Source organism: Actinoplanes italicus (assembly GCF_003001815.1).
Taxonomy (GTDB): domain Bacteria; phylum Actinomycetota; class Actinomycetes; order Mycobacteriales; family Micromonosporaceae; genus Actinoplanes; species Actinoplanes italicus.
Genome location: NZ_PVMZ01000001.1, coordinates 289,450 through 302,977 on the forward strand (window position 1 = coordinate 289,450; position 13,528 = coordinate 302,977).

The window sequence follows — 13,528 nt, forward strand, 5'->3', positions numbered from 1 at the left end:
ACACCAGATCAGAAGCTCAGCGTAACCGGACAAGCACTTGCGTCAATGCACCTGCTCATATCATCGGCAGCGCCACGTAGGTACGCTCGGCAGTAGTGCCAATCCGGCACTGTTCCAGCCAAGGAAGAGGACAACTTGAGCAGCAGCCCGCTCGTGCGGCGCCTCCGCCTCGGCGCCGCCCTCCGGGACCTCCGCAAGGCGGCAGGCAACATCTCCGCCGAGGAGCTCGGCAAACGGCTCGGGTGGAGCCGCATCATCGTCACCCGGCTGGAGAGCGACGACGAGCGCAAACCCGATGTCGGCAAGGTGATGTCCTACCTCGAAGCCTGCGGCGTCGACGAAGCCGACGAGCGGTATCGCACCCTCGTACGCGTCGCCCGCGACGCCGCCGAGACAGGCTGGTGGGAGACGCGGCCCTACGCGCGCATGGGCGCCCGGCTGGCACGCATCGCGAACCTGGAGACCGGAGCGAAGGAGATCCGCGAATTCCAGCTCGTCATGTTCCCCGGCCTCGTGCAGACGCCGGCGATGGCCCGGTACCTCGCAGAGGTAGCCATCGCCGAAGGTGACGCCATCGACCTGGAAACCAACCTGGCAGCCCGCAAACGCCGCCAGGGCATCATCACCGACCCCGACGGGGCGGACTATGAACTCATCGTCGAGGAACAGGCCATCCGGCGGCTCATCGCACCGGCGAACATCATGGCCGAGCAGCTGGCACACGTCCTGACCCTCGCCGAGAGACCGAACGTCACCGTACGAGTGATGCCGGTTGACGCCCGGCTCGAAGGTCTTCCGCCTCGTACTCCGTTCGGTGTGTACTCCTACGCCGATCCGGGCGACCCCACAGTCGTCGCGGTCGACACGGTGACCGAGGACCTTCTCATCACCGAGCCTGGCCCGGCGGACCGGTATGTGCGGCTGTGGAAGCGGCTGCACGACGCCGCACTATCCCCCAAGGAGAGCGCGGAGTTCATCTCCACGGTGGCCTCATCCCTGCCCACCGAAGCCCGACCCTGAAAGGCACACCAACATGATCGACCCAGAAGCTCTGGTCGAGAACCAGGTTGCTCTGGCCGCTGCGTACGGCGACGTCGTTGGCGTCAAGTCGTCGCGGAGCGCTGGAGACTCCAACTGCGTCGAGGTCGGCACGGCCGCCGACGGCACCCGCATCCTCACCGACTCGAAGCTCGGCACCAACTCGCCGCGCCTGGCGTTCACCCCGAGCGAGTGGGTGGCGTTCCGCGAGGGCGTCCGAAACGGAGAGTTCGACTAGGACGCGCACAGCACTACCAACCGAGGGGCCATCCGCGATGCGGGTGGCCCCTCGCCCGTTTTGGTGACACCTGATCCGCGGATTCCACTTGTGATCTTCACCCGAACGGTGCCATCCTGGCACTGTTCCACAGCGGATCAGCTCCATAGCTGATTCGTTCCCGTCAGGATCTGTTCCCCGGGGGAGGGCAACGATGAGCACCGACGACCCGAAACGCGACATCCTCGCGTACGCCGGCGTCTCGCAGCTCGCCGCCGGCGTGCAGACGTACGAGGCCCATCGGCCCGGCCCCGACGGGTGTGTCTGCGGCAAACAGGCATGCCGGTCCCGCCTCCACGCCACCAAGCTGCTCAACGCTCTCGGCGTGGACGTCACAGCACTCACACCCGCCCACGCCGCGCAGAGTCCATGGCGTGGGCCCCGGGTAGCCACCGTCGGCGGGTCCCCAGCCCCGGCGTCGGCTGGCTCGCCGAAGTCCGGTCGTGGCGGATTCGTGGTCGTGGCGCCCGACGATTGGTCGGCGCGGGCCGGGAACGGAAGCGCACAACGCGATGGTTCGCCCGCTCCGTTCCCGGCCCACCCTCGGACAGGAGACGTTCGATGACGACAGCCGCAGCAGAGACCGCCACGGTGACGCTGCCTGCGAACGCCGTCCCGTCCATCGACCCGTACCTCATGCGGGGGTTGCTGTGGTGCGCGCACTGCACCACGCTCATGGCCCCGGGCGATCCGATCTTGGACACGTCCAAGGGGTCGCCGGTCTGGCGGCTGGCGTACACGTGCGGCGGCTGCGACCGCAAGGCCGACGCCGGGATCGTCGACGAGACCGTATGGCGCCGGGTCATCGCCCGCGCCAACGTCAGGAGCCTCGCCCCGCAGTACCGCCAGTGGATCGTCCGGCAGATGCTCGCCAAGGTGAACCTCACCATCGACGGCAGAAACCTTCAGTTCCTCTGGTCCATGTAGGCCCCCGCCGGTCGTCCGAGGTCCCGCACCCTAGGCGGCCGGTGGGCTTGAACCACGCCACTCCCCAACACACGGGCAGGGTGACGTGAACCGGCCGGTGCCCGCCCCGCCACGGCGATGGGGCACCGGCCGGCCCAAGCACCCGGGTAGGACGGCCCGGGTGGGCGGGCGCATCGACCTCCTTCACGCCCCAAACGATGCGCCCGCCACACCAATCCGGGTGTGCTCTCTTCGCGTTCGCCCGCTACCGTGATCACGTCTCCCCCGACAGCCACCGGCATCCGTGATGGCTGTCGGGAGGCACCGTGACACTGGACATCATCAGCCGCGCCGAATGGGGCGCCCGCGCACCTCGGGGTCGGGACACCGTCTCCTGGTCACAGCGGACCGGCTTCATGGGGCACTACAGCGCCGCATCGGCGAGCCAGTCCGTCCGCGAGATCCAGAACTTCCACATGGACACGCGCGGCTGGTCAGACATCGGCTACAACTTCCTGATCAACTCGATCACCGGCAAGGTGTACGAGGGCCGAGGCTGGACCACAGTCGGCGCTCACTGCGCCGGCTACAACACCGAGAACATCGGTGTGTGCATCATCGGCAAGGACAAGGCCGGGGTGCAGGACGTCTCCGACGCGGCCCGCCGCAACTTCAAGCTGCTCTACGAAGAGGCCGAACGGCGTAAGGGCGGCAACCTGGTCCTCCGCGGCCACCGGGACCGCGGCTCCACCACCTGCCCCGGCGACGAGATCTACAGCTGGCTGAAGGCCGGCCTGCCGATCGTCGGCGGCACCCCCACCCCACCGAAGCCGGCCCCAGGGAAACCCGCCCCCGGCCCGGCCGTCGCGTTCCCGCTGCCCGACGGCTACTACTTCGGTCCGGCGTCCGGCGGCGACCGGTCCGTGTCCGGCCAGCACCAGCGGCGATTCGTCGGCAAAACCGACCGGCAGTGGCTCCAGGAGTTCGGGCGGCAGCTGACCCGGCGCGGCTGGTCCATCGGTAAGGGCCACACCTACCTTGCCGGCGCCGGTAACGACGGCATCTACGGGTCCGAGTACACGGCGCTGATCCGGGCGTTCCAGAAGGACCAGAGCCTCGGCGTCGACGGCCGGCTCGGCAAGAAGACGTGGGACGCCGCCTACCGCAACCCGGTCGGTTAGGGGACGCCCATGGACCCGGCCCAGATCGCCGCCCTCATCGGGGGCGGCTCGGCCGCCGGCATCGTCGTCGACCGACTCATCACCTGGCTCCTCAGCCGCAGCCAGCGGGAAGTGACCCTCGCCGACCTGAGCACCCAGATCGCCGAGCGTCAGCTCAACCGCATGGAGGCGCAGATCGCCGGCGCCGAGAAACAGGTCGCCACCGCCAACATCACCATCGCGGAGCTGCGCGCCGAAGTGGCACAGCTCCGCGCCGAACTCGCCGCCCGGGCCAATGTCACCGCCGAGCGGGACCGGCTCCAGGTCGAGAACACCGCGCTACGCGCGCAAATCCTGCAACTCACGGGAGGCACAGCATGAGCACCACCAGCCCATCGGTTCCGAACCCCACCACGACCGGCGTGGTCGTCTCCGTCACCATCAAGGCGGTCCTCCTGGCACTCGCCGCGCTCGGCTGGGTTCCGATCGCCGACGAGGCCATCGCCGAGGTCACGCTCGCCATCGCCGCAGTCGCTGACCTGCTCGTGTACTTCGGCCTGATCAAGCCGAAGGTCAACGAGCTCCAGGCCGCGGCCGCCACCGGCACAGGCACCAGGTAACACCGGATCAGCACGAGGGGCGCCCACCAAGCAGGTGGGCGCCCCTCGTCGTGCTACTACGCCGGCCGGACCGCCATCGCCGCGGCGAACGACCGGTCAGTTTCATCGTCCGACCACTCGGGCCGGTCCTCCAGATCGGCTGACGCCGGCGGTGCGGCCAGCGCCTGCTGGAACTTCGCCACATCCTTCTCGTCGCCGCCTTCCACCCACCAGGCGTAGATGACGTCGAGCAGCGACGGCAGCGGCAGATGCAGCGGCTCCCGGCCGGTCCGCATCAGATAGGTGCCGTGGAACTCGGACCAACGGTGGACCGCGAGGGTCAGGAGCCGCTGCCCGACCCAGTAGGGCGGCCGGACCACTCCTCGCACACGTACTCGAAGATCTCCATCGCCTGACTGAAGTCGAAGCCGTCGCTGCTGTCGAGCAGCCTCCGCCGGAACACCCTCTTACTTTCGTCCTCCAGGACCTGCTCGAAGAAGTCGAGCACAGCCGCCACCTGGTCCTCGGCGGATCGGCTCGACGACGCCGCGGCCAGCAGGTAGGCCAGCTGCGCTTCCTTCGGCGCCCGGCACGTCATCGTCACGCCGTCCAACGTGAACGGCACATCCGGTAGCGCCCCGTCGGCTCGCTGGGCGGTCTTCGCCGCGGTGGTGAACTCACGCATGGGTGTCCTTCCCTATCGAACGATGCGGAACCCGGCCGGGACCGCAACCTCTTCCATCGCTTCGCGCAGCCACGGCTGCGCCCGCGTGCCCGGGTGGTGCACGACCGTCGTGAACACCACCCCTCCGCCCTTCTCGAAGCGGAGAACACCACCCGCCCGGCGGGGCCGGATGGTGTGCGGGCCTGTGCCGTCGTGCACGTACTGCGCGTACTCGACATCAGTGGTGACGAACCCGTAGACGGCGCCGAGCCGCACCCCGACCTCCTCGCGGTGCGACGACCGCAGCCGGCCGGTGTCGACGGGGCACTTGAGTACCGCCCGCGTCCGGACCCGGCGGGCCACACCGCGCACGAACGTCACTACCGGCCCGGTCGGCCCCTGCAGCAGGTTCCGCACCTCGCTGTTGTTCAGGTCCAGCCGGGCCTTCACCCGCACGGTCACGGCCGGGACTTCCGCCGGGCGGAAGCAGCGACCGGCGGGCCTGCAGCTCCCTCGGCCGGTATCGGATCCGGGCCCGGGTGCGGGGCGGGCGCCGGCTCGTCCTCGGGCTGCGGTTCCTGAGGCGGCTGCGGCGCCGGCACCGTCAGCTCCGGCTTCACCGACATCACCTCGACCAGTTCGTACCGGCCGAGCTGCACCAGCAGCGCCACGTTCGGACCCCACTCCACGATCAGCACCTGGCCGCGTGCCTGGCCTGGCATCGCCACCAGCACCCGCACCGACACGGCCGTCCCGAACGTGATGTCCTGCTCCATCGCTACTCCTCTCCGCACACGCACGCGCGGGTCAGTACCGTCACCAGCAGTTCCTGGCCGACACAGCCGCCGGACGGGCCGACGTTCGTCTGCTCCCCGATCGCCACCTCGTCCACCTCCTCGAGGCCAGGCAGCCCGCACAGCACTGCCCGCCGGATCCGCCCGGCGTCGTCGGCCAACGCGAACGCCGATGCCTCCAACTCGGCACCGGTCGGCGGAACACCGGCGTCGTCCTCGCTCGGCGCGCACCGGGCACTGCCCACGCCGAGTTCGACCGCCCAGTACAGGCCGCCGAGACAGCCGTCAGCGGTGACCGCGGCGGTCCGCGCGTTCGGGAACTCGCCGGGATCGCTCGGGAAGACCCGCACGATCCGCACCCACGCCAGACCGGCACAGCAGTCGTCGATCGCCACGTCCCGGCCCGGCACCACGGCCACGGTCGCCGGCGGCCCGCCGACCGCGCCGGCCAGCTCGCCGCCGATCAGGTTCCGCACCGCGACGGCGACCGGCCACGCCACCTCATCGGCGGATGCCATCACCTGAGTCACGATGTCCGCCCGCGCGGGTACGTCATGTCCGGGGACCACACCACCGAATCGCGCGGCAACCGGTGCGGGTTCACCGCCGCCAGCCACTGGTCCACCTCGGGCAGGCCCGTCATGCCGTCGCGGGCCAGCTGCGCTGGGTCGAGGAAGGTGCGCTGCACGCCCTGCCGCACCACGGACTGCACCCGGCGCGGCAGCCGGCATTCACGGTCCGCGGTCATCGCCTTCCCGAGCTCGCACGCCATCTGCCCGGCCGCCCATTGTCCGCCCGGCGGCACCGGCACTCCCCGCCGGTAGGACACGACGAACGCGCCTGGCTCGTCGTCGGCGACGGTCAGGTCCTGGCATTCCGGCCAGCACGCGCCGTCGATCCGGACCAGCCACCGGCGGTCGTGCACCACGTACGCGCTCGACGGGATCGGAAGCCCATCGACGGCGACCGCGGTGATCTCATGCACCGGCCCTGCCAGGCCGACCTCGCACAGTTGAGGCGTGCACGAGCAGCCTCGCCGCGAGCAGCCACACCAGGAGCGGGCCGCCCACCCGAACGGCAGACTCGGCAGCAGCGGCTCCAGCCGCCAGAAGTCGGCGCCGCTGGGAGACGAACGGCGGCACGGCCTTACCGTCAGCGTGGTGAGCCCGAACCGCCGCCCGGACAGGATCCACAGCAGCTCCCCGGCGACCGCGGTCGCGGCGGTCCGAATCTGCTCAGGTAGGGCATCCCAGCCGGTGCAGCCGCTCAGGTTCAGCGGCCACTCCGCTGGGCCGATCTGCACCGGCACAGCTCTGTCCCCCCGGCCTACGCGAACGGCACCACGGCGGACTTGTACCGGGTGACCCCGGTGGTTCCGTCCGTGATCGTCACCAGGTAGGTGCCGGCCGCCGCGTACTTGTGCGAGACGTTCCCCGCTTGGGCGGGGCCCGGCGACACCGCGCCGTCGCCCCAGTCGACTGTGTACGTGTTGCCCGGCGCGGCCGGCACGAACGACGGGGTGAACCGCACCGTCATCCCGGTAGCGTCGGTGGGGTCCTCGACGAGCGGCCCGTCGGCGGGGCGCGCTGCGATCCCCGGCGACGGGGCCGGCGGCGGCAGCATCGTCCAGTCCACGTGCAGCAGGTCCCGGTCCCCGATCGGGTCGGTCAGCTTCACCACGCCGGCCGCGCGCAGGTACACGTCGTACGGACCTTCTCCCCAGCCGCCGCCGTCGATGGCCTTGCCGGACAGGGTGAAGTTGGCTGCGCCGTTCTCGATCGTGAAGTCGGTGACCTGCCCATCGATCACGTTCGGCAGCAGGAAGTACCCGAACCGGGGGCGCTGCACCGCCGAGCCGGGCGCGCACTTCTTCTGTGCGGTGCCGGACCACAGCTCGAACGCCACCGCGCTGTCCAGGTTCAGTTCGCTGGTGACACGCATGCCGGTGGCGACGCCGTTCTCGTCGAGGACCAACGGCATGTTGGACCACAACCCGAACAGCTCGGGGTCGACACCGCACACGGTGATCGTGACGTTGTAGAACTTCACCCGGCGGCGGCCCGGCTCGTATACGCAGGCGTCGCCGTCGGCGTTCTTCTGTTCGATCTCGTCGCCATCGTCGAACTCCGGCTCGTACTCGACGGACACGAACCCTTTGCTGATGACGTGGACCGGCCAGCCGTTCACCAGCACCGGGTTGCCGCACACGTCGAGCTGCGTAAGCCGCAGCATCTTCCCCTTGACCGGGGTGTCCCTCACCGCAGACATCGGAACATCCTCAACACGCTCAGGTGGGATGCCCGGCCCGCAGCCAGCGGCGTTACCCGCTCAGCGTAGCCCAGTGGTCGCCAACGAGGATGGGGCCGCACTGGTGCAGTGCGGCCCCATCGGGATGCCGGGCTCAGCCCGGCCGGACTACGTGGTGCCGGTCAGTGCGCGGACGTGCGCCGCAACCGCGTTGAGCAGGGCGACCGTCGCCCGTGACTCGTCCTCCGAGCCGGGGTCACGGCCGATGTCCACGGCTCCGGCATGGTCCCAGGCCGGGTGCCCGAACTCCGTCTCGGCGGATGTCTCCACCAGCTCCCGGCCCTCGATCCGGAAGTACGAGCGGTGACGACCGAACCCGATCATCGCGTAGACGCGATCGTCGGTGTCACGGCCGCAGCCGCGGTCGCCGCTCCAGGATCCGGACGTCACAGGGACACGGGTGGCCGCCACCACCTCCTCGATGTCGTAGTGGTCGTCGTGGTTCCACAGCTCGAATGTCTCGCCGGCAGCGAACTGTGTCGCTAGCTCATCGAGCAGCTCCGCCACCCGGGCCGCGTCCGGCTGCTCATGCAGCGGATTGGGCGTCAGGCACAGCTCCGTCTTCTCGTCGCGGACGTCGTACGACGGACCACCGGCCTTGCCCTCCCAGTTGCTGCGGAGAATCACGAAGGCCCGGCCTCGGACGGTCACCACTTCGACGGGTACTTCCGGAGCGCTCATAGTTCGGCCCTCACCGCTTCTTCGAGTCGGGTGATGCAGGGCCCGCAGGTCAAGGTGCGGGGCACACCCTTGGCGATGTTCCACAAGCCCTTCTCCACGGTCTTGCAGGAGATGCAGCGCAGCTCGTACTCACGCGGCATCACCAGGCCCTCCACCTGGTCGGAGACCGCCAGGTTGACGGAGATCTCCTCGCCGATCGGCTGGCCGCCGAGCATGAGCCGTGCGGTGAGTGCCCCGGCGTCCTCGGCGCCGGGAAACAGACGCCACGACACGACCACCAGGTGCAGTCCGAAGGCTCGCACCTGGTCGTCCTTCTCCAGCGCTGTCGGCGGGTACGTCTGGTTGTGGTCGTCTCTCATGCCGCCGCCTCGAGCGCCCACTGCCGCCGCACCTCGATGTCAGCCGACATCCGCGGGTTCGCGGCCGCCAGTACGGCCGGCACGAAGGTGGCGACGTGATGCCACCGTCCGTGCGCGGCAGCGTAGACGTGCAGGGACTCAGCCTGGCTGTCCCACAGGTAGGCCCACAGGGCGCCACTGTCGGGTTCATCCGTCAGCTCGTAGCGCCTGGCACCGTGGGCGTTGCTCAGGCTGTGTGCTGTGCCCACCTCGCACACGAACACGTACTTCCGCCGGTCGAGGTCGGCGGCGTACCGAGTCCAGTGAATGTTCGTCACGATCGCCGCCCAGTCGTAGTCGAGCAGCAGCTCGATGAGCTCCTGCCGCAACTCCGAGTCGGCCTCGTGGACCAGGTGCTGCAACTGGCCGACCATCCAAGTGGGCTGGCCGTTGGCGTCGACGGGACGCGCCCGGAAGGCACGCCCGCCGAGCAGGAACTGCCCGACGATCGCGCGCATCACCAGGTACCCCGCATCCGGGCCTCACGCAGTGCGGCCCGGTCGCCGCCGGTCAGGTCGGACAGGTAGTAGGGGCCGCCGTGCGGGTCGAGGCCGAGAAGCGAGACTTCGTCTGCTTCCAGCTCTTCCCAGATGTTTGCGATCTCTGCCCGCGGGATGCCGTATCGCTCAGCGATGATCGCCGCGTACCGAGCCTCTGCTGACTGTTCGCGCTGGCGCTGGTAGCCGCGTTTCTGCACTTCCAGCACCTCGGCGCGGGGCAGGGACGGCAGGTCGGTGATCGGCCAGCAGGCCCAGGGTTCCCACACCTGGCCACCTTTCAGCAGGTCCACCCCCAGGTAGACGTGCAGTCGGCGGCCTCCGAACAGGTACGCCCACTCCCGGTCCCAGACCTGCCCGTCGCCGATTGCGGCAGTGGCGGCTGGGTAGGTCGCGAGGTTCGGGCTCGGGATGAGCGTGATCTTGGCCGGCCGGTTCGCGGTGCCGGTGTGCAAGTGGATACGTTCCCACGCGCAGCCCAGCAGCTCCTCGACGGCGATCTGGTCGTCGCCTCCGCAGACCTGGAAGACCAGGTGGCTGAGTGCCGGCACGATGACGTCCGGGCAGCCGTCGTAGTGAACGGGCCTGGCTTTGTAGCGCCCGTCGGCGCCCTCGACGCCGATCAATGCTCGAAGACCCATGATTACCTCCACGTGAACTTGGGTCTACCGACGAACACCTGGACGGTCCCTTTTGAAAAATGTAACCGCCCAGGTGGAAGCTCTGCGAGCTCCGTACCGGAGCCGGACGAGCCCGGCCCCGCCTACGCAACTAGCAGGTCTGGCCGTGCGGGCATCCCGGCAGGCACGGATCGGCGAAGTGCTCGCCGCAGTGACGGCAGGTGTCGCGGATGGTGATGCAGCCGTAGGCGCGGGCGCACGGCGGCTCGACCACCGCGGCGCTCACGATCTCCTTGTGCCCGCTGTAGAACCAGCGGATCTCCAGCTCCTTGCCGTCCGCGCTCGGGTCGAAGGCGAGAACTTCGGCCGACGCCGGGCCGCCCTCAGCGCGGGGCCTGCGAATCAGGACAGTGGCGCCAGCGTCGAACGTCGGGTTTCTCATGACACTCCTACTGCTTAAATAGACTTAATGTATACATTTATTATACGTTACGAGCGGCCGCCTGTACATATTTTATATACAGGTGGCCGCGGTGCGGCCGCACGTCAGAACAGCCGACCCTGGCTGTAGGCGGCCTCGGCATCGAAGGTGTGTGACGCCGGCGGGGGCGGCGGCTTCGGCATTCGCGCCTCGGCATCCGCCAGGTGCCGCATCAACGGACTCTTCGGCAACGGCAACCCGAGCAATTCCCGGACCAGCGCGAACTTGCGGGCCATCTCCCACAGCCCGGTCACCTCGTCGATCGCCGCCTGCCGCGACTTCAGGGCCTCGTCCATCCAGTCGAGAAGCAGCCCGTCACCGCAGCCGACGATGACCCGTGGACCCATCCCCCACAGGTGCATGTTCACGGCACAGCAGGCGGCCGCCGCCCAGTCGATGTCGTTGGCCCACCACTCGCTCACGGCCGGGTCGACGCCGCGCCGGCGCATCGACCGGGCGGCGCCGAGCAGCATGGTCCCCGTGCCGGCGCACGGGTCGAGGATCCGGCTGCCTGGCTTGGCGTCGGGCGCGAGCATGGCCTCGCTGAGGGTGGCTGCCTCTTCGGCGCCTTCCGTGTCGCCGAGGTCGCCAACCCGGGACATTTCCCCGATCATGTCGGTGACGTCGACCGGCGTGAGGAACTGGCCGAGCCCGTTCCGTGCACTCTTGGACCGCAGGATCTGCAGGAGCATGCCCAGCAAATCGGCATCGTGTCGTCGCCACTCGACGCCAGTGAGCTCCAGCAACCCTTTGCGCAGGGCAGCATGCCCGACCGCTTGCGCGGCCTTCAGCCGGTGCTCGTCGCGATCGTCTTCGAGCCACTTCCACAGCGGCTTAACCCTGGGCAGTAGGTCCGGCCGCAGGATCGCGAAGCGGCTCCACAGCTCCAGGAGCAGCGCTGCGAAGCCGTCGGGGTCGAGGTTCATCGCGAGCTCAGCGGGGTCCGGGCCGTCCGGGTCGGCGCGGCCAACGAGGGCCAAGCCGGCCACCACACCGAGCGGCACCTCGATCCGGCTTCCGCCGAAGTTGTTGTGCCAGGCCTCGTCGACCGCTTCGCCAATGACCCGGGCGTGTTCTCTCGTGTTGCTCGGGATGGCCAGGCGCGTCTTTGTCGCCACAGGGCGACACCTCCTTCAGGAATGGCGGCGCCCCCGCCGCCTGGCAGGCGACGGGGGCGCGGGAGGGACGCGTCAAGCCGTGGTGGGCGCGTCTCGGACGGGCAGGGGCTCCAGCTCGACGGCGGCGGCATCACCGGTGAGGGCGGCGACCGCCGGGTCCGGCTCGATCGACGGCGACCGGCCGAGCGACTGCCGGGACCGGTGCAGCGCCCAGTCGAGGCCGCATTCGCAGCGGCACGGCTGCTGCATGTGCTGTCGGAGGCAGGTGCCGTGGTCGCCGGCCGCGCATCGCACGCACGAGCCGTAGCGACTGAACAGGTCGGCGATCCGCTCGGCGATGCGCGGATGGACCTCCCACAGTCCTGCTGTCTCGTCGGCCAGCACGATCTGGTCGTTGATGGACAGCAGCATCACCGTCGGCACCACGAAGTTGTTGCCGCCGACCACGACGAAGCCGAGGCGGATGCCGACCATCTCCAGCGTGATGCGCTCCAGCTGGTCGTCGACGCCGACGACCTCGCCGTAACTCGCCATGGAGTCGACGAGCGTGGCCATCCGGACTCGATGCTCGCTGGTCACGACCAGGGTGGCCGACCTTTCCATGTTCTCCACGTGAACCTCCTGCATCCAGTTCACAGCGCCTTGCTGTATACATTTATTCTACGTGGAGATCGGCCGAGCGTACATATTTTGTATACAGCACGAGGCCGTGTAACAGGCCACACAACGCACTGCGCCGCCCCACCGGCTGGGAAGGAGACCGGCGAGACGGCGCAGCTGATCCGACGCCAGACGCGCTACGAGCCGCCGCCCGCCCGCGCCCGCGACGCCTTCGCCGGGCGCCTACTTCCGCCTCCAACGTCCGCATCGGACCCACCGGCCTCCGCCTCGGCCGGAGCCTCACCGGGCCGCACCACCGCACGCCCCTCCACCTGCTCACCGGTGCCGAGCACCGCATCAGCCAGGTCATCCGGAACCTCGTACGCGATACCGAGCGCCCCCTGCGTCACCGTGGCCACCTCGCCATGCCGCTCCGGTCCCGCTGCATCGAGCAGCGCCCGCGCCAACGTCCGCGCATCGTCACGGTCTGCCGGAAAGATCGTCGCCACCATCTCTTGCCTCCTCCAGCCGGCCTACGCCGACAGCTGTACCTGCACGGCGGCGGCACCGCCGCTCCACCCGACTGTGTAGAAACGCTCCACGATCGCGAACACGCTGTTTGTGGTCCGGTCGTGCGCCTGCTCCAGGCGCGGGCCGACGATCGCGGACCGCCGCACCATCACCGGCCCGGTCGCGTACAACCAAGCCGTACCGGCCGCCGGGGCGGCACCGGTCGGTCCCACCCCGGTCGTATGCGCGAAAATCACCGGGTCGCCGAGCGGGGCAATCAGCCGGGCCGAGTCCGGCCGTACCAACGATCGCTCCGTCAGAACTCCGGCCATATGCCGGGGAGCCCAGATCACGCCGAGCACGCCGGTCTTGTCGGAGATCCATTCCTCCAGCAGTCCGATGCCGTGCGCGAGTGGCACCGCTGCCCCACCGAGGACCTGCGTCGCCGCGTCTGCCAGCCGCGGACGGTTACCGGCGGCGCCGGTCCAGGCGTACTGCTCCAACGACTGCTGCTCAACCAGCCCGAGTCGGGCCCGGGCCCGCTCCACATGATCGTCGCGGCCCACCAGGTCCGCTTGGATGCCCGTATAAAGCCGCACCACCGGACCGGCCTGCGCCACCGCCACACCTTCGGGCAGCGTCTTCGCCGGCCGAGCCGGATCAGACGCCGCAGTGGTCGTCGCCGACGCGGGCGCGTCGACCAGGTTCGGCTCCCACAGCACGCCGGCGTTGAACTCCCGCTGGTCCGCCGGATCGACCAACGCGGCGGCCGAAAACAAGCCGTGCCGGTACGGAGTCGTCGCCGGCGCCGGCACAGTGACGAAGGGCTGAGTCACCCGTCACCTCCTCCAAGGCCGGAGGCCGCGCCAGTCACCGGC

General features: G+C 69.4%; 23 protein-coding genes. 7 read left to right on the top strand and 16 right to left on the bottom strand.

Annotated features, from left to right (window positions below; all coding sequences use genetic code 11):
* The first annotated feature begins 135 nt into the window (after positions 1-135).
* From CLV67_RS01405 to CLV67_RS01430, 7 genes are all read left to right on the top strand, one after another.
* A complete protein-coding gene (locus CLV67_RS01405; RefSeq protein ID WP_106315288.1) occupies positions 136-1,020 on the top strand; it encodes a helix-turn-helix domain-containing protein in 885 nt (294 codons plus the stop codon).
* Between the two features lie 13 nt (positions 1,021-1,033).
* Positions 1,034-1,276 carry a DUF397 domain-containing protein gene (locus tag CLV67_RS01410; protein ID WP_106315289.1) on the top strand — a complete coding sequence of 81 codons (243 nt, stop codon included), beginning with the start codon at positions 1,034-1,036 and terminating at the stop codon, positions 1,274-1,276.
* A gap of 193 nt (positions 1,277-1,469) precedes the next feature.
* The gene (locus tag CLV67_RS50880; RefSeq protein WP_146168954.1) at positions 1,470-1,880 is read left to right on the top strand and encodes a hypothetical protein; all 411 of its coding nucleotides are present in this window, start codon (positions 1,470-1,472) and stop codon (positions 1,878-1,880) included.
* Positions 1,877-2,242: a hypothetical protein gene (locus CLV67_RS01415; protein WP_146168955.1), complete on the top strand. Its 366-nt coding sequence runs from the start codon at positions 1,877-1,879 to the stop codon at positions 2,240-2,242. The genes CLV67_RS50880 and CLV67_RS01415 overlap by 4 nt, the downstream gene beginning before the upstream one ends.
* Before the next feature lie 311 nt (positions 2,243-2,553).
* Positions 2,554-3,402, top strand: coding sequence for a peptidoglycan-binding domain-containing protein (locus CLV67_RS01420; RefSeq protein ID WP_106315712.1), 849 nt, complete (start codon positions 2,554-2,556; stop codon positions 3,400-3,402).
* Between the two features lie 9 nt (positions 3,403-3,411).
* The gene (locus tag CLV67_RS01425; RefSeq protein WP_106315291.1) at positions 3,412-3,762 is read left to right on the top strand and encodes a hypothetical protein; all 351 of its coding nucleotides are present in this window, start codon (positions 3,412-3,414) and stop codon (positions 3,760-3,762) included.
* Positions 3,759-4,001, top strand: a complete 243-nt coding sequence (locus tag CLV67_RS01430; RefSeq protein ID WP_106315292.1) for a hypothetical protein — start codon at positions 3,759-3,761, stop codon at positions 3,999-4,001. The genes CLV67_RS01425 and CLV67_RS01430 overlap by 4 nt, the downstream gene beginning before the upstream one ends.
* A gap of 56 nt (positions 4,002-4,057) precedes the next feature.
* On the opposite strand, the gene CLV67_RS01435 is transcribed toward CLV67_RS01430, so the two are convergent.
* The 16 genes from CLV67_RS01435 to CLV67_RS01510 form a co-directional block, all read right to left on the bottom strand.
* Positions 4,058-4,369, bottom strand: a complete 312-nt coding sequence (locus CLV67_RS01435) for a hypothetical protein (RefSeq protein WP_146168956.1) — start codon at positions 4,367-4,369, stop codon at positions 4,058-4,060.
* Positions 4,321-4,665, bottom strand: a complete 345-nt coding sequence (locus CLV67_RS01440) for a hypothetical protein (RefSeq protein ID WP_106315294.1) — start codon at positions 4,663-4,665, stop codon at positions 4,321-4,323. The genes CLV67_RS01435 and CLV67_RS01440 overlap by 49 nt, the downstream gene beginning before the upstream one ends.
* 12 nt (positions 4,666-4,677) lie before the next feature.
* Entirely contained in the window at positions 4,678-5,106 is a 429-nt protein-coding gene (locus CLV67_RS01445) for an HK97 gp10 family phage protein (protein WP_203736952.1), read from the bottom strand.
* Positions 5,103-5,420: a hypothetical protein gene (locus CLV67_RS51640; RefSeq protein ID WP_170153718.1), complete on the bottom strand. Its 318-nt coding sequence runs from the start codon at positions 5,418-5,420 to the stop codon at positions 5,103-5,105. Before CLV67_RS51640 ends, CLV67_RS01445 begins: the two co-directional genes overlap by 4 nt.
* A 2-nt stretch (positions 5,421-5,422) precedes the next feature.
* Positions 5,423-5,956, bottom strand: a complete 534-nt coding sequence (locus CLV67_RS50885) for a hypothetical protein (RefSeq protein WP_146168957.1) — start codon at positions 5,954-5,956, stop codon at positions 5,423-5,425.
* A gap of 8 nt (positions 5,957-5,964) precedes the next feature.
* Positions 5,965-6,741, bottom strand: coding sequence for a hypothetical protein (locus tag CLV67_RS01460; RefSeq protein ID WP_146168958.1), 777 nt, complete (start codon positions 6,739-6,741; stop codon positions 5,965-5,967).
* A gap of 23 nt (positions 6,742-6,764) precedes the next feature.
* Positions 6,765-7,706 (bottom strand): PKD domain-containing protein, encoded by a 942-nt coding sequence (locus tag CLV67_RS01465; RefSeq protein ID WP_146168959.1) that lies wholly within the window; start codon positions 7,704-7,706, stop codon positions 6,765-6,767.
* Between the two features lie 147 nt (positions 7,707-7,853).
* The gene (locus CLV67_RS01470) at positions 7,854-8,426 is read right to left on the bottom strand and encodes a hypothetical protein (RefSeq protein ID WP_106315298.1); all 573 of its coding nucleotides are present in this window, start codon (positions 8,424-8,426) and stop codon (positions 7,854-7,856) included.
* Positions 8,423-8,785 (bottom strand): hypothetical protein, encoded by a 363-nt coding sequence (locus CLV67_RS01475; RefSeq protein ID WP_106315299.1) that lies wholly within the window; start codon positions 8,783-8,785, stop codon positions 8,423-8,425. The genes CLV67_RS01470 and CLV67_RS01475 overlap by 4 nt, the downstream gene beginning before the upstream one ends.
* Positions 8,782-9,282 (bottom strand): hypothetical protein, encoded by a 501-nt coding sequence (locus CLV67_RS01480; protein ID WP_106315300.1) that lies wholly within the window; start codon positions 9,280-9,282, stop codon positions 8,782-8,784. The genes CLV67_RS01475 and CLV67_RS01480 overlap by 4 nt, the downstream gene beginning before the upstream one ends.
* A complete protein-coding gene (locus CLV67_RS01485) occupies positions 9,282-9,962 on the bottom strand; it encodes a hypothetical protein (protein WP_146168960.1) in 681 nt (226 codons plus the stop codon). The genes CLV67_RS01480 and CLV67_RS01485 overlap by 1 nt, the downstream gene beginning before the upstream one ends.
* Positions 9,963-10,092: 130 nt before the next feature.
* Entirely contained in the window at positions 10,093-10,383 is a 291-nt protein-coding gene (locus tag CLV67_RS01490) for a hypothetical protein (protein ID WP_106315302.1), read from the bottom strand.
* 104 nt (positions 10,384-10,487) lie between these two features.
* Positions 10,488-11,540, bottom strand: a complete 1,053-nt coding sequence (locus tag CLV67_RS01495) for an N-6 DNA methylase (RefSeq protein ID WP_106315303.1) — start codon at positions 11,538-11,540, stop codon at positions 10,488-10,490.
* A 72-nt stretch (positions 11,541-11,612) separates the two neighbouring features.
* Positions 11,613-12,152 carry a hypothetical protein gene (locus tag CLV67_RS01500; protein ID WP_146168961.1) on the bottom strand — a complete coding sequence of 180 codons (540 nt, stop codon included), beginning with the start codon at positions 12,150-12,152 and terminating at the stop codon, positions 11,613-11,615.
* 185 nt (positions 12,153-12,337) lie between these two features.
* Positions 12,338-12,652 (bottom strand): hypothetical protein, encoded by a 315-nt coding sequence (locus CLV67_RS01505; protein ID WP_106315305.1) that lies wholly within the window; start codon positions 12,650-12,652, stop codon positions 12,338-12,340.
* A 21-nt stretch (positions 12,653-12,673) separates the two neighbouring features.
* Positions 12,674-13,486: a hypothetical protein gene (locus CLV67_RS01510; protein ID WP_106315306.1), complete on the bottom strand. Its 813-nt coding sequence runs from the start codon at positions 13,484-13,486 to the stop codon at positions 12,674-12,676.
* Positions 13,487-13,528 lie beyond the last annotated feature (42 nt).

What these genes read in the sequence shown, in the direction of transcription:
- CLV67_RS01410 (WP_106315289.1), top strand. Translation starts at nt 1,034, where the DNA reads ATGATCGACCCAGAAGCTCTGGTCGAGAACCAGGTTGCTCTGGCCGCT.
- CLV67_RS50880 (WP_146168954.1), top strand. Translation starts at nt 1,470, where the DNA reads ATGAGCACCGACGACCCGAAACGCGACATCCTCGCGTACGCCGGCGTC.
- CLV67_RS01415 (WP_146168955.1), top strand. Translation starts at nt 1,877, where the DNA reads ATGACGACAGCCGCAGCAGAGACCGCCACGGTGACGCTGCCTGCGAAC.
- CLV67_RS01425 (WP_106315291.1), top strand. Translation starts at nt 3,412, where the DNA reads ATGGACCCGGCCCAGATCGCCGCCCTCATCGGGGGCGGCTCGGCCGCC.
- CLV67_RS01430 (WP_106315292.1), top strand. Translation starts at nt 3,759, where the DNA reads ATGAGCACCACCAGCCCATCGGTTCCGAACCCCACCACGACCGGCGTG.
- CLV67_RS01440 (WP_106315294.1), bottom strand. Translation starts at nt 4,665, where the DNA reads ATGCGTGAGTTCACCACCGCGGCGAAGACCGCCCAGCGAGCCGACGGG.
- CLV67_RS51640 (WP_170153718.1), bottom strand. Translation starts at nt 5,420, where the DNA reads ATGGAGCAGGACATCACGTTCGGGACGGCCGTGTCGGTGCGGGTGCTG.
- CLV67_RS50885 (WP_146168957.1), bottom strand. Translation starts at nt 5,956, where the DNA reads ATGGCATCCGCCGATGAGGTGGCGTGGCCGGTCGCCGTCGCGGTGCGG.
- CLV67_RS01465 (WP_146168959.1), bottom strand. Translation starts at nt 7,706, where the DNA reads ATGTCTGCGGTGAGGGACACCCCGGTCAAGGGGAAGATGCTGCGGCTT.
- CLV67_RS01470 (WP_106315298.1), bottom strand. Translation starts at nt 8,426, where the DNA reads ATGAGCGCTCCGGAAGTACCCGTCGAAGTGGTGACCGTCCGAGGCCGG.
- CLV67_RS01475 (WP_106315299.1), bottom strand. Translation starts at nt 8,785, where the DNA reads ATGAGAGACGACCACAACCAGACGTACCCGCCGACAGCGCTGGAGAAG.
- CLV67_RS01480 (WP_106315300.1), bottom strand. Translation starts at nt 9,282, where the DNA reads ATGCGCGCGATCGTCGGGCAGTTCCTGCTCGGCGGGCGTGCCTTCCGG.
- CLV67_RS01485 (WP_146168960.1), bottom strand. Translation starts at nt 9,962, where the DNA reads ATGGGTCTTCGAGCATTGATCGGCGTCGAGGGCGCCGACGGGCGCTAC.
- CLV67_RS01490 (WP_106315302.1), bottom strand. Translation starts at nt 10,383, where the DNA reads ATGAGAAACCCGACGTTCGACGCTGGCGCCACTGTCCTGATTCGCAGG.
- CLV67_RS01505 (WP_106315305.1), bottom strand. Translation starts at nt 12,652, where the DNA reads ATGGTGGCGACGATCTTTCCGGCAGACCGTGACGATGCGCGGACGTTG.